18 protein-coding genes are annotated in these 17184 nt (G+C 61.4%); 6 read left to right on the top strand and 12 right to left on the bottom strand.

What is annotated here, in order from left to right:
• Nucleotides 1-32: 32 nt before the first annotated feature.
• Nucleotides 33-611 (bottom strand): hypothetical protein, encoded by a 579-nt coding sequence (locus VJZ71_03485; GenBank protein ID HKQ47117.1) that lies wholly within the window; start codon nucleotides 609-611, stop codon nucleotides 33-35.
• A 317-nt stretch (nucleotides 612-928) separates the two neighbouring features.
• Here VJZ71_03485 and VJZ71_03480 point away from each other — a divergent pair, with 317 nt between their 5' ends.
• Nucleotides 929-1744: a hypothetical protein gene (locus tag VJZ71_03480; protein ID HKQ47116.1), complete on the top strand. Its 816-nt coding sequence runs from the start codon at nucleotides 929-931 to the stop codon at nucleotides 1742-1744.
• Nucleotides 1745-2080: 336 nt separating this feature from the next.
• Here the strand turns inward: VJZ71_03480 and VJZ71_03475 are convergent, their stop codons facing one another.
• From VJZ71_03475 to tgt, 3 genes are all read right to left on the bottom strand, one after another.
• On the bottom strand, nucleotides 2081-2926 hold the full coding sequence (locus VJZ71_03475; GenBank protein HKQ47115.1) for a hypothetical protein: 846 nt from the start codon (nucleotides 2924-2926) through the stop codon (nucleotides 2081-2083).
• A 365-nt stretch (nucleotides 2927-3291) separates the two neighbouring features.
• Complete coding sequence (gene yajC, locus VJZ71_03470; protein HKQ47114.1) at nucleotides 3292-3660, bottom strand: preprotein translocase subunit YajC; 369 nt, start codon at nucleotides 3658-3660, stop codon at nucleotides 3292-3294.
• Nucleotides 3657-4937, bottom strand: a complete 1281-nt coding sequence (gene tgt / locus VJZ71_03465) for a tRNA guanosine(34) transglycosylase Tgt (protein HKQ47113.1) — start codon at nucleotides 4935-4937, stop codon at nucleotides 3657-3659. Before tgt ends, yajC begins: the two co-directional genes overlap by 4 nt.
• 128 nt (nucleotides 4938-5065) lie before the next feature.
• Between tgt and VJZ71_03460 the strand changes: the two genes are divergently transcribed.
• From VJZ71_03460 to VJZ71_03450, 3 genes are read left to right on the top strand one after another with little or no spacing between them, the layout of a single operon-like run.
• The gene (locus VJZ71_03460; protein HKQ47112.1) at nucleotides 5066-5635 is read left to right on the top strand and encodes a TraR/DksA C4-type zinc finger protein; all 570 of its coding nucleotides are present in this window, start codon (nucleotides 5066-5068) and stop codon (nucleotides 5633-5635) included.
• 26 nt (nucleotides 5636-5661) lie between these two features.
• Nucleotides 5662-6390 (top strand): signal peptidase II, encoded by a 729-nt coding sequence (locus tag VJZ71_03455; GenBank protein ID HKQ47111.1) that lies wholly within the window; start codon nucleotides 5662-5664, stop codon nucleotides 6388-6390.
• A gap of 44 nt (nucleotides 6391-6434) precedes the next feature.
• Nucleotides 6435-7391, top strand: coding sequence for a hypothetical protein (locus VJZ71_03450; protein HKQ47110.1), 957 nt, complete (start codon nucleotides 6435-6437; stop codon nucleotides 7389-7391).
• Here the strand turns inward: VJZ71_03450 and VJZ71_03445 are convergent.
• Nucleotides 7369-7572 carry a hypothetical protein gene (locus VJZ71_03445; GenBank protein HKQ47109.1) on the bottom strand — a complete coding sequence of 68 codons (204 nt, stop codon included), beginning with the start codon at nucleotides 7570-7572 and terminating at the stop codon, nucleotides 7369-7371. The genes VJZ71_03450 and VJZ71_03445 overlap by 23 nt on opposite strands.
• Before the next feature lie 191 nt (nucleotides 7573-7763).
• Between VJZ71_03445 and VJZ71_03440 the strand changes: the two genes are divergently transcribed.
• Nucleotides 7764-8198 carry an ATP-binding protein gene (locus VJZ71_03440; protein HKQ47108.1) on the top strand — a complete coding sequence of 145 codons (435 nt, stop codon included), beginning with the start codon at nucleotides 7764-7766 and terminating at the stop codon, nucleotides 8196-8198.
• A 164-nt stretch (nucleotides 8199-8362) separates the two neighbouring features.
• On the opposite strand, the gene VJZ71_03435 is transcribed toward VJZ71_03440, so the two are convergent.
• The 4 genes from VJZ71_03435 to VJZ71_03420 form a co-directional block, all read right to left on the bottom strand.
• Nucleotides 8363-9337: a glycosidase gene (locus VJZ71_03435; protein HKQ47107.1), complete on the bottom strand. Its 975-nt coding sequence runs from the start codon at nucleotides 9335-9337 to the stop codon at nucleotides 8363-8365.
• 46 nt (nucleotides 9338-9383) lie between these two features.
• Nucleotides 9384-10430 carry a hypothetical protein gene (locus VJZ71_03430; GenBank protein HKQ47106.1) on the bottom strand — a complete coding sequence of 349 codons (1047 nt, stop codon included), beginning with the start codon at nucleotides 10428-10430 and terminating at the stop codon, nucleotides 9384-9386.
• A 137-nt stretch (nucleotides 10431-10567) separates the two neighbouring features.
• Nucleotides 10568-11806, bottom strand: coding sequence for a glycosyltransferase family 4 protein (locus tag VJZ71_03425; GenBank protein HKQ47105.1), 1239 nt, complete (start codon nucleotides 11804-11806; stop codon nucleotides 10568-10570).
• A gap of 235 nt (nucleotides 11807-12041) precedes the next feature.
• Entirely contained in the window at nucleotides 12042-12350 is a 309-nt protein-coding gene (locus VJZ71_03420; GenBank protein ID HKQ47104.1) for an RNA-binding protein, read from the bottom strand.
• Nucleotides 12351-13054: 704 nt separating this feature from the next.
• On the opposite strand from VJZ71_03420, the gene VJZ71_03415 reads away from it, so the two are divergent.
• A complete protein-coding gene (locus VJZ71_03415; GenBank protein HKQ47103.1) occupies nucleotides 13055-14956 on the top strand; it encodes a radical SAM protein in 1902 nt (633 codons plus the stop codon).
• Nucleotides 14957-15054: 98 nt separating this feature from the next.
• Here the strand turns inward: VJZ71_03415 and VJZ71_03410 are convergent, their stop codons facing one another.
• From VJZ71_03410 to VJZ71_03400, 3 genes are all read right to left on the bottom strand, one after another.
• Complete coding sequence (locus tag VJZ71_03410) at nucleotides 15055-15420, bottom strand: hypothetical protein (GenBank protein ID HKQ47102.1); 366 nt, start codon at nucleotides 15418-15420, stop codon at nucleotides 15055-15057.
• A 14-nt stretch (nucleotides 15421-15434) separates the two neighbouring features.
• Nucleotides 15435-16004, bottom strand: coding sequence for a hypothetical protein (locus tag VJZ71_03405; protein ID HKQ47101.1), 570 nt, complete (start codon nucleotides 16002-16004; stop codon nucleotides 15435-15437).
• A gap of 149 nt (nucleotides 16005-16153) precedes the next feature.
• Nucleotides 16154-17146: a peptidyl-prolyl cis-trans isomerase gene (locus VJZ71_03400; protein HKQ47100.1), complete on the bottom strand. Its 993-nt coding sequence runs from the start codon at nucleotides 17144-17146 to the stop codon at nucleotides 16154-16156.
• Between the last annotated feature and the right edge of the window lie 38 nt (nucleotides 17147-17184).

Genomic DNA, 17184 nt, shown 5'->3' with positions numbered 1-17184 from the left:
CCGCGCTCGTCAGAGACCAGTATAACGCGAGCTTATTGTACGGGGGTGCTGGTGCCGGCACCGGTCGTCGTGGAGTTGGGGATCGTCGTCAGTCCGCCGGTTCCTCCTCCGAGCCCCGGCAGGCCGGGCAACCCGCTCCCGGTCAGAAGGTCCAGGCCGGTGAGAAAGGTGCTGACCGAGTCGAGGATCTCCAGCAAAATCGTATCGATCGTCGTCTTGATGAAACCGTCCGGCTCGCCCGGACCACCAATGGAGAACTCTGTCTCTCCCGATTGGACCGCCTGGGCGTTCTGGATCCAGGTGCCCGGCGCGCGGGCCTGCAGTGAGGCGCCGCTGGTAGTGTTGAATTGGTTATCAATGATTGTGGGCTCTCGTTCCCCGGTGCCGGGCTGAGACGTCGTCGGGGGCGTGGTGGGGGTTGAGGGCTGCGTCGTTGTACCCGTGCCCGTACCGAAGAGCGATTGGAATTGCTGGAGCAAGGTGAAGAAGTCGGGGTTCGTCCCGGTCACCTGCGCCAAGGCCGTGCCAACGCCAAGGGCCGTCACCGAGCCGAGGACGGCGACGAGCAGCCACTTTTTTACCGCGCTGCCTTTTCGAGTGTCTTGCTGCATCGTTCGGCTCTCCCCTTATTGACTGACTGACAACGCTCACGACCGCCGGGCCGTTTGCCCAGAGGGTCTTTTCTATTATATCGACCGAGCCCGCTGCGGTCGCACTCAAAACCGCCACCGTAGGAAGTCCGGCGATCGGCAACGTTTGCGCGGGGCATGCCGATCGCCGCCCTAATCGTTTACCGGGCTCCCCGGGCGGCTCCAGTAATCACCGCCACGGCCATCGGGTACGATTCAGCCGCCGCCCGGGGTTCGGGCCTGGCTCCGATCATGGGCGGCCTGGAATCAGTGTTCAGTCAGCCGGAGGTATTTGTCAGATGCCGCGATCTGAAGATGGACCGACCAACAAGGCGCAGAACCCCAGTATCCCCTTGCAGTTCCTCCTTTTGCTCGACATCTGGGTCAGGTCGATGATCTGGGCCGTGGCCCTGACCGCGACGCTGCTCGTGATGTCGCGAACGACCTTCGCCCGGTCGCTGTCGTGGGATGGGCTGATGACCTGGGGCGGGGCGTGGGCCCTGGCCACGACGCTGACCAATTTCATCCTGCTGTTCAACGTGGCTTACGTGCTGACGCTCGTCGTCGTCCGACTTCCCTTTCCCCACCCGCAGCGCGGCGTTCATCGGACGGGGAAGTCCTTGAACCGCAATATCATCCTCGCCGGCGTGATCGCCCTGCTGACCAAGGCCCGGTACCACCCGCCGTTCCCCGGCATCTTCGTTTCCCAGTTAGCGTCGATCATGCCGTTTCGCTGGCTGCTGGGCTGTTCGATGGGTCCGCGCACGCAGTCGAGCTTTTTCCTCGATCCCAATCTCATGGACCCGTGGGGCATCGAGATTGGCAAGAACGTCACGCTCGGCTTCGCCTCGTCCATCACCTGCCACTTGCAGGAGCGCGACTACATCATCATGGACAAGGTCGTGATTGAAGACGACGTCACCATCGGCGCCTATTGCGGCATCGGCTGCGGCGTGCACATCAAGCGCGGCGCCGTCATCGAACCGTTTTCGGCCATCAAGCCCAGCACCGTCGTCGGCGAATACGAACTCTGGGGCGGCTTGCCGGCGCGGATGAAGGGATCGGTCCGGCCGGCGCGAGGGACGAACCCTGAATCGCCGACTCCGGATCCGTGACCCCCGGGGGAGGGGGGGGGCTGAAACTAAGCGAAACTAGCCGGAAAAACGGACGCGATTTTCACTTTCGGCGGCATTCGTCGTCGCGAGCGCGCTCCCGGACCGGCGGCCCTCGCGGGCCGCGCGGCCCAATCGTTATACCTAATATAACCCTAATATAGCCATGTAACCTGAAATAGGCAAGTCGGTCGGAAGTTTTCTTGCGCGGTCGAGCGGGGCGAGGTTTGGAGTGGATTATTGGGGCTCGCGGCGGCAGGCGAAGAGCACTAGGGAATTAAAAAAGTAGGATGCCCCGTTTTCTCTACTGGCCTACGGCGAGCTGCAGCCCGGCGCGTTTTAGCCGGTGAGGATCGACTGTTTGGTCCCGCCTCGAAGCGCACGATCGGTCAGAAGTATGGCGACCGTCATCCACATGTAGGACCTGGCCAGCGATTGTTTGTCCTCTGCCCAGAAAGTCCATCCCAGTCGCAACAAATCAGGATCACAAGTAAGGAGGCTGCGAACTATGTTGATCGCGCCGCCGATCAGAGGCCATGCGCAAGTAATTGCCATCGCGATCAGAGCTGGCAGTATGAGCCATCCCCGTGGAGGGCGGATGGCGAGCGCTAGGAGGAGCCATGCGGCCGCCGACGCCAGGGGTCGTCCGAACTCTGCACAGAGCTCGACGGACGTGGAGATGATGGATGAAGGAACTCCTCGCCCATAAAAAATGAACGCAACGTAGTTCAGATCCAGCAGGCAGGAAGCAGCCGCGATGAGCGCGACGACCACCACGATTGCACGCCGTCTTCCACGCCACTGAATAGCAATGCCGCGACTGAAACATATCACGGCAACCGACTCGGTGATCCACGCCAAATCGTCCATCACAACCGCGTAGAGCGACCACCGCGCGCTTAATCTGAGGTCGCCAGAGCAACTGACTCTCGCCGTGCAAAATATGAGCCCTGCCGCCCAGACGAGAAACGACAAGACCCAGACCATAAGCCCGCGACGGACCCATCGAATAGCCGACCAGCTCGTGAAGCGGAACGCAACCGGGTACACCGTCTGGGCGACCGGCCTCCCGCACTCCGGGCAGACAGAATTGGAGGGGAGCGACTTGAGATTGTAACCGCACCCCACGCATTCGAGATCGTGCGCTACGTTGAAACTGCACTCCACTGGTTGGCCCGGCTGCAAACGATTGCCCTTCTCGTGTGGACTCCGAGTGCGTCTGTCGCCGCATTCTATCGGTCAGTTGCTGCCCATGGTATGTCGACGGGCCGACGCCCGGGCAGGTCTGACGTCGCGCCATATTTCCACTATTTCACAAGATGAGCCGGTAGCGCCCGAGTACCGCACGCGCCTTCATGGCCCGTTTGGGGAAAATGGAAAAGTTAGGGACAGCGACCTATTAATAGTGTCACATATGTGGCACTATTCGGCGTTTCGGCGAGCGATGGGATAAAGGGCGGCTGGGATTGAAGCGGTGAGCTACGGCGGCTTGGCGGGACCCCCACCAAGGCGGGTCTATGACTCGGCCTCCCTGCGCTCTCGCGCAACGCCTATTTCTTCGCCCCCGCCTCGACCGCCTCGCTCGGGGCGGCCGAAGAGACGCGCTGGATCGCCGAGCGGGTGAACGTGATCTTCGTATTGCTGGACTCGTCCACCTTGAGCGTGATCTCGTCGTCCTTGACGGAAATGACCGTTCCCATGATGCCGCCGATGGTGACGACGCGGTCGTTCTTCTTGACCGCTGAGAGCATGGCCTCGCGCTTTTTGCGCTCCTTGCTCTGGGGGCGGAGCATGAGGAAGTACATGACGAGGCCCAGCATCGCGAACAGGATCAGGGGGTTGCCAAAGAGCCCCGGCGACGGCTGATTGACCGGCTGGGTCGTCGGCGTTTGCGCGATAAGCGTCCACATCGTGATCATTCGGTTTCCTCGGTACCGGGGCCGGCGGCGGCGGCCTCGCCATCCAAGATCAGTTGCTCCAGAGCGCCCGTCGAAATGGCCTCGCGGATCCGCCGCATCCAGCGCTGATAGTATGCGATGTTGTGCAGCGACACCAGTATCGGCCCGAGCATCTCCTCGGCGAGGAACAGATGCCGCAGATACGCGCGTGTGAATTGTCGGCATGTCGCGCAGGGGCAGCCCTCCTCCAGGGGCCGTTCGTCCGTCTTGTACTGGGCGTTTCGCAGCCGTACGAAGCCCGCGTCCACGAAGGCAAAGGCATTGCGGCCGTTACGCGTCGGCAGAACGCAATCAAACAGGTCAATCCCAGCAGCCACGGCGCGGGCGATGTCGATCGGCCGGCCGACGCCCATCAGGTACCGCGGTCGATTCTCCGGCATCCGACCGGCGAACTTTTCCACGAACGCCGCCATATCGTCCGGGGTTTCGCCGACGGAGAGACCGCCGAGCGCGTAACCCGGAAAACCGATCTGCACGAGTGCGTCGAGGCAGCGGGTCCTCAGATCCTCATCCAAACCGCCCTGCACGATTCCGAACAGCGCCTGATCCGTGCGCCGCTGGGCTTCCTTGCAGGCCCGCGCCCAGCGAATCGTGCGCTGCACGGCCTCTTCCAGCAGCGCCGGCGGAGCGGGCAGCGCCGGGCACTGATCCAGCGCCATGATGATGTCCGCGCCGAGTTGTTCCTGGATCGCGACGGCCGACGCGGGCTCGAGCCGCAGGACCGCCCCGTCGATGTGCGATTGGAACGTGACGCCCTCGTCGTCCAGGCTGCGCAGCGTCGCCAGGGAGAAGACCTGGAACCCGCCGCTGTCCGTCAGGATCGGCCCATCCCAGGCCATGAACCGATGGAGCCCGCCCATCGTACTCACCACGTCGGCCCCCGGCCGCAGCGCCAGGTGATAGGTGTTGGCCAGGAGGATCGTCGCGCCGGCCTCGCGCAGTTGATCGGGCGTGAGGCCCTTGACGGTGCCGCGCGTGCCGACGGGCATGAAGGCGGGCGTGTCGATGTCGCCGTGGGGCGTGCGCAGGCGGCCGACGCGCGCGCGCCGCCGCGCATCCGTGGAGCGAACTTCAAACGTCAGCGCCGACTCGCCGATGATGCCGCACCTCTTGCGCCGCGCAGGGCCGCCGGAAGTGCCACGATTATGGCACTCACAGGCCGAGAATCTCGGCGCGTCCGCGGATGGACCGTCCGATTCTCCACTGCGCCGCTCACCTTGACAAGCGCCCTCCGGCATCGTATAGTAGCATGTCTTGGCCCAAAGGGGCCGGGCCGCCCGCCTTGGATCGGGCAACGTGTTTTTTACGGCTTGCGCAACAGCGCGGGCGCGCGGGCGTAAGGGTTGGGCCTTCGGAGGGAATCAGCGTGCGCGAAACCAGTGGCGGGGAAAACGGTCGGCCTGATAAATCGGCGAAGAACATGAAACCCTCCGGGACCAACGGCCAGGCGAAACCTTCCAACGGCCGCTCGCACTCCGGCTCCACCAACGGCCGCGCGGAAGCAAACCGGCTCGACGAGTCGCTGGCGACCGGGCCGCTGCCAAAAACCCACTTGACCGATGAGGAGCTCGCTTACTTTCGGCAGTTGCTACTGGACAAGCGGCGCGAACTGGTCGGCGACGTCTCCACGATGGAAAACGAGGCCCTCGGCAAGAACCGGGCCGACGCCGCCGGCGATCTCTCCCTCATGCCCATTCACATGGCCGACATCGGCACGGACAATTATGAACAGGAATTTACCATCGGCCTGATTGCCAACGAGCGCGAAACGCTGAAGGAGATCGACGCCGCCATCGAGCGCATCGATCAGAAGACCTACGGCATCTGCCTCGCCACGCACAAGCCGATCACCAAGGCCCGCCTCAAGGCCAAGCCCTGGGCCAATTACTGCCTGGAATACAAGCGCGCCCAGGAAGAAAACACCCATCGTCGATAGGCGGCCGCCGCCATACAATCCCCGCGATGTCCACTTACCAACCCACCGAGCCTCTGGTCGCCGTGAGCGATGAGCCGCGGGAACGCTGGGCCATCGGTGATTTTTCCAGCCACGCGCGCCTGTGGGGATGCGCCGTCGTCGGTCTCGTCGCCGACCTGTGGACCAAGGACTGGGCCTTCCGGGAAATCGGTCCCCACGAAACCCGAACCCTCATCCCCAATCTCGCCAGCTTACAGCTTTCCCTGAACCCCGGCGCACTCTTCGGACTCGGCGCCGGTCTCGCCCCGATCTTCGTCGGCGCCTCGGCCCTCGCCCTGATGTTCGTGCTTTACCTTTTCGCCCACTCGACGCGCAGCCGGCGCTCGATGCACATCGCGCTCGGCCTGGTGCTCGCCGGGGCCATCGGCAATCTCTACGACCGTACGACGCAGAACGCGTATGTCGCCAGCTATTCCAACCGCGGCCGCATCATTGGAACGCTGCTCGAAGAAGATCCGAACGGGAGAATCAAGATCGGCGACTTTCCCACGGGTGCAAATGCGCAATGGATGGATCGTCCCAGCGATCCGCGCTCCGGCCCGCAGCCCGTCGTCCGCGATTTCATCAAGATCGAGGCGCGGATCGGCGATTTCTCCCTCTGGCCCTGGATCTTCAACATCGCCGATGCCCTGCTGGTGGTCGGCGTGGCGATGCTGCTGCTCAATTTCTGGTTCGATCACAAGCACCACCCGCGTGAAGAACCGACGGCCCCGTAGGGCGGGCCGGAGCCCGCCGCGATTTGCCGCGACAGGCGCCAAGCATGCTTGAAAGCCCTCCCTCCCCTCCGAACGTCGCGCGACCACCAGGCACGGTTCTGCGCTGGTACGTGCGCATGCCGCTCAAGAGCGCCGCCTTCGCCCTCGTCACGTTCTTCGTACTATTTCCCTACCCACGACAGTTTGCGAGGCACGTCGAGCACCTGCGCAACATGCAGACGCTGGTCGAACCAGACGCCCCGCAGCTTGACCGACTCCAGACTCTCCTGGATGAACGACTGAGGCCGATCGCCGCGACGCAACCCGCGCTGCTCCAGAGCCCGCCACTCGTCCAGCGTCACGTGGAGCGGTTTGTACTGGAGCAGGTCCACTACGAGTGGGATTGGAACCTCTGGGGCTCGGCGGATTACATGCCGACGGTCGCGGAGGTCTTCGAAAAAGCTGATGAGGCCGGCGGCGAACTCCGCGAAGATTGCGACGGCCGCGCGATCATCGCCGCCTCGCTCATGAAACGCCTCGGATACGACGCCACGCTCGTCACGGATCTCCGCCACGTCTGGGTTTCCACGCCGCAGGGCGAATGGATGGGCCCCGGTCGTGACAAGACACTGATCGCCACGCCCGAAGGGACGCGAGTCGACTGGGGCACCGTCGTCTCCAACATCCCCGTTTCGTTGTCGTATGGAATCGGCGTATTCCCTTTTTGGCGCGAGGTCATCATCCTTGTGACCGCGTTTGGCCTCTCGCTCCACCGCCGCATGTCACGGCGTGCGGCCGCCATCGGTCTTATTCTTCTGATACAGGGGTTGCTCTATATGCGGCTGGGTTATCTGGCACCCTACGCGGTCTCCCGCGAGGTGTCCTCCTGGCCCGCCTGGGTGGGCCTGGTCCATGTCGCCGCCGGATTCGCTATCCTCTGGCGCGCCTCGAGTCGCGCCCGGCACCTGGTCACTCACGCCGGGGCCTTACCCCTCGCGGTCACCGGGCCGGAGTCTCATTGAAGAACGCGCGGGCGAAGTCGTCACCGCCCGCGATCAATTGAGGCGCAAGATAGCCCACGCTGAAGGGGACGGGCGTCCATCCGCGATCATCCGCCCTGAGCCTGGGCAGCATGACATGATCCTGATGAATCGCCACCGATTGCCAGCCGCAGTTTTCCAGATGGGTCTTTCCGAGGTTCATGGCCGACTCTCCTGTGCTATTGCCCAGACACTCTATTAGACAAAGCGACAAGCGACTCGTTAGTCCACAGGAACGGCGTTGCCCGTAGCGGCGAATGGCCCGCCGGGGGTTCACTGCGGACAGGGCCGGACAATGTCGCGTTTCCCCTAGATGCCGATTTCAGGGCCTGGGCCTGCCCGGGAGCAAGACCGATGGAACTGCGACGCATTGAATCCGTGCAGCGAATTCCAAACGGGCTCGCCGCCATCAACATCATGACCAATTACTTCATGAAAGATGTGGAGCGGCAGGGATACGATCCTGCGGCCACCTTCGCCATCGCCCTGGGAGTCTCAGAAGCGCTGGCCAATGCGTTCACGCACGGAAATCGACGTGACCCTTCCAAATTCATCACCGTGTGTTACCGGCTGGAACGCGGTTGGGCGGAGATCGAAGTACGCGACCAGGGCAATGGCTTCGATCCCGGCCTGATCCCCGACGCGACGGACGACGAGGCACTGGATCGGCCCAGCGGACGCGGCGTCATGTTGATGCGCTCGCTCTTTGACGAAGTCCGATTCCATCACGGGGGTCGCAGTGTTCGGCTGCTCAAGCGCGTCGCTTCTGCGAAGGAATGTGCTGCATAGATCGGTAGTCCGCCGAGAACACCCCTGTCCGATCAACATGCAGAAACGCCGCCTGGGAGAAGCCCTGAACACTCGGCGAACCGCGAGCTTCTGATTGGGGCCGATTTCTTTCAGAGTCTGCCGCTGGGACTGTCTGTCGCGGCTCGCCAGCCATCCTAAAGGCATCAGTCTTGTGGTGCGGGGCACTTTCGCAGATAGCTTAGCAGGTCGGAGAGGTGGGCCGTGGCCAGGGCCAGACAGGAGTCGGCGCCGCCGTAGTAGAGACGAATTGCGCCGCTCGACTTGTCTAATATCCAGCCGCACGGAAAAACCACGCCACCTACATCGCCATGGTGCTCATAGGGCATCTCGGGCGCGAACATCCACTCGTCGCTACGTCGAAGAACCCGGCGCGGGTCGTTCAAGTCCAGTAGGGCCAGTCCCAGTCGATAGAGGCACCCGCCCGCGGTGTTGCGCACGCCGTGATAGAGAATGAGCCAGCCTTCCGGAGTTTCCAGAGGGGGCGGTGAGAGCCCAATTTTGTTGGCATCCCACCATGCTCCGCGCCGCGCATGCAAGAGGACGTGATGGCTGCCCCAGTGTATCAGGTCCGGTGAGAACGAGAGCCACATGTGCGCGCCGGAACTGCCGGAAGACACCGGCCTATGAATCATTGCGTACCGATTCCCGAAACGGCGGGGAAAAATGGCGGCGTCCTTGTCCTCCGGCGGCATGACCGGGCCGAGGCGAGAGAAGGAGATGAAGTCTTTTGTCCGCGCCAGGGACACGAGGGGCCCGCTGGGGGAGTAAGCCGTGTATGCGATGATCCATTCATTGCGATCTTCGACCCATGTCAAGCGTGGATCTTCGACGCCCCACGCTTCTTCGGCGAAGTTCTTTGGATCGGGAGCAAAGCTGGGGACCGAATCGATCTGCCAATTCGAAACGCCGTCATTACTTCGTGCCACGGTCAGATGCGAATGGCCTCGGCGGTCTTCGACGCGCACGAGCAAAACGGTCTCGTCGCCCACCTGACAAGCGCCGGCGTTGAACACCGTATGCGCCGGATAGGGCCAGTCGCGGGCGGTAAGGATCGGGTTCGCGCTATGGCGATTGAACAGTGCCGTGTGGAGACTGGGGGACTTCGATTCTCTATGCATTTTCGATTACCCTGGGTTCGAGATTCCTGCGTGGATTTGCGACGGACTACGCGCCGGCGGCCGCAACCCGACGATCTTCGGGCAGCGTGGAATGCCCCGCGGCGTATTGCATCTCCGTCCACAAGTAGGCGAGCGTTGATTCCGCTCCCTGGTTCCGATTTACCCCGGTCGGTAGCAGGCCGTCGTAGCAGGCACCCGACCGGACATCAACGAGTGGCTGCCCGAGACTGTTCTGACCTTGAAACCAGTTTCGTGCCCGACGGAAAGTAGCCAGGTGATTCGCTTCGCCCAGAAGGTTGAATGCGGCGATCGCGGCATCGGCCATCGTGACGGCCTCCACGGGTTGCTGATCATACTGAGCCTTTTCTTCCCCATGCGGGTACCAGCCGGCGTTCCCCACAGGCCAATAGTAATCCTCAACGGTGGTCTTGCGGTCAAGGAACTTGAACGATGCCTCAGCCACTTCGAGAAACGGTTCTTTCGGCCAGCGCTTGGCGGCGACGTACAGGGCGTGCGGCAACACGGCGTTTGCATAGGTCATACGGGACTCGAACCAGGGCCAGTCCGGTCGCTGGGACCGCTGATAGCATTCCACCAATCGCTGCGCCGCGGACCACGCCACGCATTCGAGTGTTGCGAGATCGGATTCTCGCATGAGCGACTCTGCCTCCCAAAGATGCCCCCAGGCCAGTATTACATAGGCTTGGGCGCGCAGGCTCCGCAAATCGGCAAGTGTGGGCAAGACCGCTTCGATCAACTCCCGGGCCAACACTCTGTAGTCGTCCGGCAAACTGCTGCCGAGTACCTCAGCGAGGGCGCGGACCGCCTGGCCCTGGCAATCACCATTGCTATCCGTATGCAACCAGTGTCGTTGATAACTCAGGAGATTGTGAAAGCCCCCTCCGGGGCGTCGAGCGTACTCCAACAGGCTTAGGTATCTCGTCACCCGGTTCAGCATGCGACGCTTCGGGCGCTGACGCCATAAGCGGGTGCAGAGGCGCAAGGCCCGGGCGTTGTCGTCAATCGTGTAGCCGCTCTCACGGCGAGGAACACTATAGATGGCATGCTGGATCAACCCGGTCGAGTCCGTCATTCGGTCCAAGTGGGCCAAGGATACGCCACATGGCCGAAGATCCTCTGCGCACAGTGGCGTCATGTGAGCGCGATTAGGGACTCCCGACTCGCCGGTTTGATGGTTTGCCATTTCGATGACTTGACCCTGTTTTCTATTCACGACACGCCCCCTGGTATGGGTTTGCGGGACCGGCCATTGGAGCCCGATTTTGAGGAAAACCTCTGGGATGGGTGAGGCCGTCTATCCGCACTGGCAGATACGATCTCATCAAAAAAGTTCAGATATTCCCGGCCTACATTCGGCCAACGCATGGGCCTGGCATATTCATACGCCTTACGGCGCGTCTCACTCCGCAACGCCTCATCATTCATGAATCGCAACGTCGCATCGGCGAGGCCGCCGCTTTGCGAAAACGGCACGAGCAATCCCCGTCCTTCGGCCAGCACTTCCTCGGCGTACAGATAGGGAGTGCTCACCACCGGAAGCCCTGCGGCGATGGCATAGGCCAATGTGCCGCTGGCGATCTGGTCTTTGCCTACATAGGGAGTCACATAGACATCACAGGCCTGCAAATGTTCCAATAGATCATCAAGACTCAGGAACTTGTTTACGAATCGCACGTGCGCAGCGACGCCCAGGGACTCAGCCATAGCAACCAAATGCTCGCGATAGGCCTCCCCCTCTTGTCGTTTGACCTCCGGGTGTGTCACGCCCACGATCAGATAAATCGCTTCGGGAACAGCCGCGACGATGCGCGGCATGGCCTGAATCATGTATTCCAATCCCTTGCCGCGGTTGATCAGGCCGAAGGTGCAAATGACTCGACGGCCCGTCAGACCCAGCCGGCTCTTGTGAAGTTTCTCATTATTGGGGGCGACACCGGGGACGCCATGGGGGATCACTCGTACTCCTGCGCCCGGCACATCGTAGACGCTCGCCAGTAGCCGTGCTGCGATTTTTGTCATGACCACAATTCCATGGCTGTGTGCCGCAAGGTGTCGAATGATGCGTCGGGGGAGCGGCGCCGGATCGGTCATCAGGGTATGCAGGGTTAAAACGATCGGTTTGTGGCAGCCGAGCACGAAGTCGAGAACTCCGGCGCCCCACTCGCCGGGATACAAGCCAAATTCGTGCTGTAGACTGATCACGTCACACGGTCCATCGTTGGCCGCTTCCGCCGCCCGCCGGTAAGCGTTGTCTTGATTATTGTTGATCACGTAGTCCACGCGCGGGTCGTCATAGTGGATGGCACGAGATTTCTGAATTGCGGCCACCAACGACACCGGCTCCCGCGCGGCCAAATCCAGCGCATCGGCCGAGTCCTTCGTAAACGTGGCCAGGCCGCATTCCTCCGGTGGATACGTCGAAATGAAAAGTGGGCGAATGGCGCGCATTCGTGATCTCCCTATGTTGTTCACGGGCGTTCTCCGTCAAGTACCCGATTCATCCGACTGATTCGTGGCGATGCCACCGCGCGAACAGCTCAAACTGGCGATCTTTGGCAATCAGGGGGCTCAGCCACCGACCCCCCCTCCAGGTTGGCGGCCAAGCCCGACTGAATTGCGTATGCCCGTGTACCCGCGAGTCCAACATCGTCGTGCCGACGAAGCGTCTTGCGCGTTTTCTGTGCTACCAAGGGGAGTTGGCAATCCCCGCCATCGCCGAGGCGCCCGCCGGCGCGGTCCTTGGCGACTTGGGCTTGGCCTCGTTGACCTTGAGGGCTTTCCCGCTGTGCTCCTTGCCGTTCAGGGCGGTAATGGCCGTCTGGGCCTCGTCTTCGGTAGTAAATTCCACGAAACCAAAGCCTTTGCTCTGGTTCGTGTCACGGTCCATGACGACTCTTACGCTGACAATAGTCCCGTGCGTTGAGAACAATTGCTGGAGGTCCGAGTCCGTCACGCCGACGCTCAGATTTCCGACGTACAATTTCTTGCCCATGTTTTTCTTTCATAACGATGTGTGCCGAACGACCCGCGCCTTTGCTTTCAGGGTCAAAGTGAAAGAGTCCGAAATTTGGACCAAATGGCAGGAGGGGCGAAAGAGAATAACAGGGGCGAGAAGCCGTAGGACTTGTCACGGAGCCTGGAAGCTCGGTCGTCGGACCAACCGAGCAGACTATAAGGAAGCATCCGGGAAGAGTCCAGGCCTAAAACCGGCGGAGCGCATTCGGATACTCCGCGCCGCCAGCAAAACCGCAAGTAAAACGCCGGGACGAGGTCAAGAAGGCATGTTCGTCAATTCGTTTACTCGTCGCAATAATTCTCTATTAAGCCGTTAACCACTCAAAGTGACGGCCGTTTCCCATGGCGCGCAGGCATGTCGTGAGTGCGGGTCATCACCCATCCGCAGGTCCTGCTGTCGTCGTTTTGGAAGTTCAACGGTGCCGACAGGGCGGCGATTTCCGAGCGTTGAGATAGCGAGTTACGATCACCACCCGCCTTCAGCGTGACCTGAATCACCCCTTGAACTGGCCCAAAAGCAAGATAACCGGGCAAAAGAAATCTGACGCAGGTGATTCCATTCGAAGATGTTTGCTATTAGTATGCTCCGGGCCGAGATTCGTTCGATAGAAAACAGGGTCGTTTTCTACGTGCCAAGTCTGCCCTTCCTGCATTTGGCGAGAGAATGACGGAGCATTTTTTTTGGAACTTCCCCGCCGTGATCGAGGCGACGAGCTGCTGCAACCCGGTAAGCTCCTCGCCCTTCGCCAGCGCCTGCGCCCCTTGGCGCACCGGCATGACCTCACCAGTGTGATCGCCTGCGCGTTCGACCATCGCACTCGTATGCTTCCCTTCACCTATGCGGACACGCGGATGGTCCCGGCCGGCGTCCGAGCAATCGGGTCAGCCATGTTCGATGCGGGATTCGAGAAGACGCGAATTGTCCTTCAGCAATGGAACCGCAGGTTCCGCCCGTCGCAGGCCCGTTTGGATGGTCGAATTCCCGACATCTTCATGGTGTCGAGCATGCAAATCCACTCGGCGCAGTGTCGTGCGCTAATTCGGGACGCTTGCCGGATCGATCCCGCCCATCGACCTTTGATCATCGTGGGCGGGGCGAAAGCCATTTACGAGCCGTGGGACGCTTTCAACGTCGATCCGACCGACCCGTGGGGCGCCGATTGCGCCGTCACCGGGGAGGAATACGTCCTCTTGAGCTTGCTGGAGCGATTGCTTTCGATGCGCGCGCCGGGCGAGGCTCTGCGGACGACGTTCATGCGATCGAAGATTAGCGGTCTGGTCGACGACATCGCAGGCCTCGTTTATCCCCTGGGAAACGTAGAGGGCATTGCCGAAGAGTTGGTCGACACGGGGATTCAACGTCTGGTCGGAGACCTCGATGAGTTGCCGCATCCGATTCACGGCTATCGATTGCTGGAGCCACCGAGCAACCGGACGACGCTTGCGACGCGCGCACTTGAGGCCGGAAAAGTCCGGAAGTACAGCCCGATTGGGTCCCTCGTCATGACGTTTGGCTGTAAATTCGCCTGCGCATACTGCCCGATCCCAGCCTACAACCAGCGTCAGCACCGAGTCAAAAGTGGCGAACGCATCGTCGACGAGATGGTCCGGCTCCACCGCGAGTATGGCATTCGGTACTTCTTTGGGACCGACGACAATTTCTTCAACGACAAGAATCGGACGCTCGATATCGCGGAAACCATGGCCCGCACCGCCGTCTGCGGTGCCAACTTCCGCCACAAATTCCGTTGGGGCACGGAGGCCACCGTTCACGACACCCTGGTCATGAAGGATCACTTGCGCCTCATGCGCAAGGCAGGGCTCCGAGCGCTCTGGCTTGGCGTCGAAGACATGACGGCCACACTGGTCAAGAAGGGCCAAAGCGTCGACAAGACCCTGGAAGCGTTTCACCTGTTGCGAGACCGCGGCATCTGCGGCATGCCGATGATGATCCACCACGACTCGCAACCACTTTACACGCGAGGGAGCCCCTATGGACTGATCAACCAGGCTCGGTTGCTCCGGGGGGCCGGGGCCATCAGCCTGCAAGTTTCGATGATGACGCCTTCAAATGGGTCGAAGGGGTATGGAGAAATGTTCGCCGCGGGGCTCGTGTTCGAAAGTGTTGCCGGCAAGGAGATTGAGCAACATTTGCTTGACGGCAACCATGTCGTCGCGTCGGGCCATGAAAAGCCCTGGCGAAAGCAGTTGAATATCCTGGCGGCGTATCTCTATTTCTACAATCCGGTGCGGTTCTTGATCGCATTGGTCCGCCCCAGGAGTCGCCTGTATTTCGCCGAAGCGTACATGCAGCTCATCGGCATGTGGGGCCTGACGCAAACGATTCGGCGTACTTTGGGTTGGGCCGCACGCTTATGGCGTGGAAATATTCGGCGCAGGACACACGTACCCTTCAGCCGAATACCGATGCGCGCCGCAAGCAACGCCACCGCGAGCCACGCTCTGCCCGGGACTCGGCAGGCCGACCTGGTTCAGCTACACGTGAAACGAGAAAGCGGTGTCGTTGGTCGGTTGAATCGAACGGATTCAGCGATCCGAACGATTGTTTTTTCGAGTTCGTAGCGAACCTGACACGAAAGTAAGCGCACGAAGACAGTCGGGTTTCCTCGACCTGCGCCATCTGTGGATCGGTTTCGACGTCTCTACGAGTTTTGCAGCATCTACTTCTTGATCGTCGTCGTCGAGCCCGACTCCGACGCCTTCCGGCCCGGCGGGTTGGGGTTAATGCTCGGATCCTGGCCCTCCCATGTCCCCGTCGAGGCGTCGCGCCATTCTTTGGCGATCACCTTGTCCGACGCATCAAAATGGATCACGACCGACAGGTTGCGGTCTTCGTCCTCATATTCCCACTCGTTGCCGGAGCGGGCCATGTATTTGTTGCCCAGCGTCCGCTCCACTTCCATTTTGTTGGAGCTGCCTTCGACGATCGTGTCGTAGTTTTGCCGCGTCAGCTTGTTCTCGGCGCAGCCCGAGGATAACGAGAAAATTCCGACGAACGTGAGGATCAGTAAGAACGCTTTGCGCATGCCAAGACTCCTTCTTATTCTTTTTGAGACAGGGCGTCCAAAATCTCTTCGCGGGCCACGGTGAACTCGAACTCATACTCATCAAAGAGCCGGTCGCTGCCCGCCGCCTGAAAACTCGCGACCAGGATGTATTTCTTCTGAGGGGGGATGGGCGCGCCCTCCCAGCTCAACTGAAACTCGTACATCGTTGTGATCCGCTCCCAGAATTTTTTCTGGTCGGAGACGTCCCGCACCGGTTGGGTCCAGGACTGAATCAGCGGACCCCGATGACCGCCCAACGCGTTCTTGTATCCATACAGCTCGAAGACAAAAGTCCCGTACGCCTTGACGGGATCGCCGCTACTGTCCAGCGCCCGGAGGGAGACGCCGATGCCATCGGGGAGCGCGTCGTCGTCGAAGCTGCGCGGCTTGGTAAAGGGGAGGATCTTGATGGTGCGGGGGCTGTAGAAGGCCACCAGTTCTTCGGTCGTCGGCCCTTGTTCGGTTTCCTCAATCTGCCCGCGACCGCACCCGCAGCACGCCAGCACGCCGCAGGCGAAAAACGCCATCCCCACGCCCTGCCGCACACTGGCTGTTCGCGTCATCCCGCACATCCCTTGCATTCGCGACGGCCTCCTGCCGACGCGGAGGCGATTGTAACAACGGGACCTTGACCGTCAACGCCATCGGGGTGGCACGGTCTGGCAGCAGCCAGGCCGTGGTTCGCCGATACCATACTGCACTTCAGTTGTAATCACGGCCCCGCGAGCGGCGGACCGACAATCTCTTTGGTACCCAGCTGCTTCTGATATTGCCCGTGTAAGACCTTATCCTTGATTTGTAACTGCGCGGCCAGAAGCAGTCGTTCTGCCAGGGCTTCCATCTCCTGCGCAACCAACCGCGCCCGCAAGTTCTTCTCCAGATGAGCCCTGACGTCCTCGAACTTCGCCTCGTCCGCGGGGATCCGCCGCTCCAGCTTGAGGATGTGGAACGAGCCCTCCGCCTCGATCACGTTCGAGACGTCGCCCGGCTGCATGGCAAACGCCGCCTTAACGAACACCGCCGGGACGGTGTCGTCGGACGCCGAGATTGGCGGGAGCAACCCCGCCTGTTCCCGCGACAGCAAATTCTGGCTGAACTTCGTCACGAGGACTTCGAACGACTCCCCCTGATCGAGTCGCTCCTTGAATTGCGGATAGAACCGCGGCGCGGCCAATTGAATATGCCGCACGACGACCTTTTCGCCATGCACGCGGTCGTACTCCTGCTTGAGCATGGCCTCCGTGATCGAGACGCGCCCCTCCGCCAGCGGTCGCAGGTGGGCCTGGCGGCGCATGGCGATGGCCAATTCTTCGCGTGTGACGCCGTTCTTCCGGCACCAATCGTCGACGATCTTCTCCCGCCGCGCGGGCGTCAGCTTTTCCGGATCGTGGCCATTGAAGCGATTCGCCTGGAGCGTCAGGTCGTATTCGCGGTCGATATCCGCCGCCTTTACGCTCAGTCCCTGGCGGCGGGCTTCCTGCACCGCGACTTCTTCCAGGATCATCTGTTGCAGCATCGCCAACCCCCGGCTCTCCAGGAGGAGCGCGAGCAGTTCGCCCCGGTCAATCGCCTCACCGTTGACGATGGCGACGGGGTTGGGACGAGACTTGAGGCTTGAGGCTTGAGGCTTGGAGTCCTGGCGCGCGGGAGCTTTAGTATCGGCGCGCTGGGAGGGTGCTTCTGAAGCGGCGAGCTGATCGCGCACGGAATGTGCGCTGCCTTGGTTATGGCATCCCGCCAGGA

Source organism: Phycisphaerae bacterium, assembly GCA_035275405.1.
In the GTDB taxonomy this organism is placed as follows: domain Bacteria; phylum Planctomycetota; class Phycisphaerae; order UBA1845; family UTPLA1; genus DATEMU01.
This window is presented reverse-complemented; position numbering and strand designations above follow the sequence as displayed.

What these genes read in the sequence shown, in the direction of transcription:
- VJZ71_03485 (HKQ47117.1), bottom strand. Translation starts at nt 611, where the DNA reads ATGCAGCAAGACACTCGAAAAGGCAGCGCGGTAAAAAAGTGGCTGCTC.
- VJZ71_03480 (HKQ47116.1), top strand. Translation starts at nt 929, where the DNA reads ATGCCGCGATCTGAAGATGGACCGACCAACAAGGCGCAGAACCCCAGT.
- yajC (HKQ47114.1), bottom strand. Translation starts at nt 3,660, where the DNA reads ATGATCACGATGTGGACGCTTATCGCGCAAACGCCGACGACCCAGCCG.
- tgt (HKQ47113.1), bottom strand. Translation starts at nt 4,937, where the DNA reads ATGCCGGAGGGCGCTTGTCAAGGTGAGCGGCGCAGTGGAGAATCGGAC.
- VJZ71_03455 (HKQ47111.1), top strand. Translation starts at nt 5,662, where the DNA reads ATGTCCACTTACCAACCCACCGAGCCTCTGGTCGCCGTGAGCGATGAG.
- VJZ71_03450 (HKQ47110.1), top strand. Translation starts at nt 6,435, where the DNA reads ATGCTTGAAAGCCCTCCCTCCCCTCCGAACGTCGCGCGACCACCAGGC.
- VJZ71_03445 (HKQ47109.1), bottom strand. Translation starts at nt 7,572, where the DNA reads ATGAACCTCGGAAAGACCCATCTGGAAAACTGCGGCTGGCAATCGGTG.
- VJZ71_03440 (HKQ47108.1), top strand. Translation starts at nt 7,764, where the DNA reads ATGGAACTGCGACGCATTGAATCCGTGCAGCGAATTCCAAACGGGCTC.
- VJZ71_03435 (HKQ47107.1), bottom strand. Translation starts at nt 9,337, where the DNA reads ATGCATAGAGAATCGAAGTCCCCCAGTCTCCACACGGCACTGTTCAAT.
- VJZ71_03430 (HKQ47106.1), bottom strand. Translation starts at nt 10,430, where the DNA reads ATGACGGACTCGACCGGGTTGATCCAGCATGCCATCTATAGTGTTCCT.
- VJZ71_03425 (HKQ47105.1), bottom strand. Translation starts at nt 11,806, where the DNA reads ATGCGCGCCATTCGCCCACTTTTCATTTCGACGTATCCACCGGAGGAA.
- VJZ71_03420 (HKQ47104.1), bottom strand. Translation starts at nt 12,350, where the DNA reads ATGGGCAAGAAATTGTACGTCGGAAATCTGAGCGTCGGCGTGACGGAC.
- VJZ71_03410 (HKQ47102.1), bottom strand. Translation starts at nt 15,420, where the DNA reads ATGCGCAAAGCGTTCTTACTGATCCTCACGTTCGTCGGAATTTTCTCG.
- VJZ71_03405 (HKQ47101.1), bottom strand. Translation starts at nt 16,004, where the DNA reads ATGACGCGAACAGCCAGTGTGCGGCAGGGCGTGGGGATGGCGTTTTTC.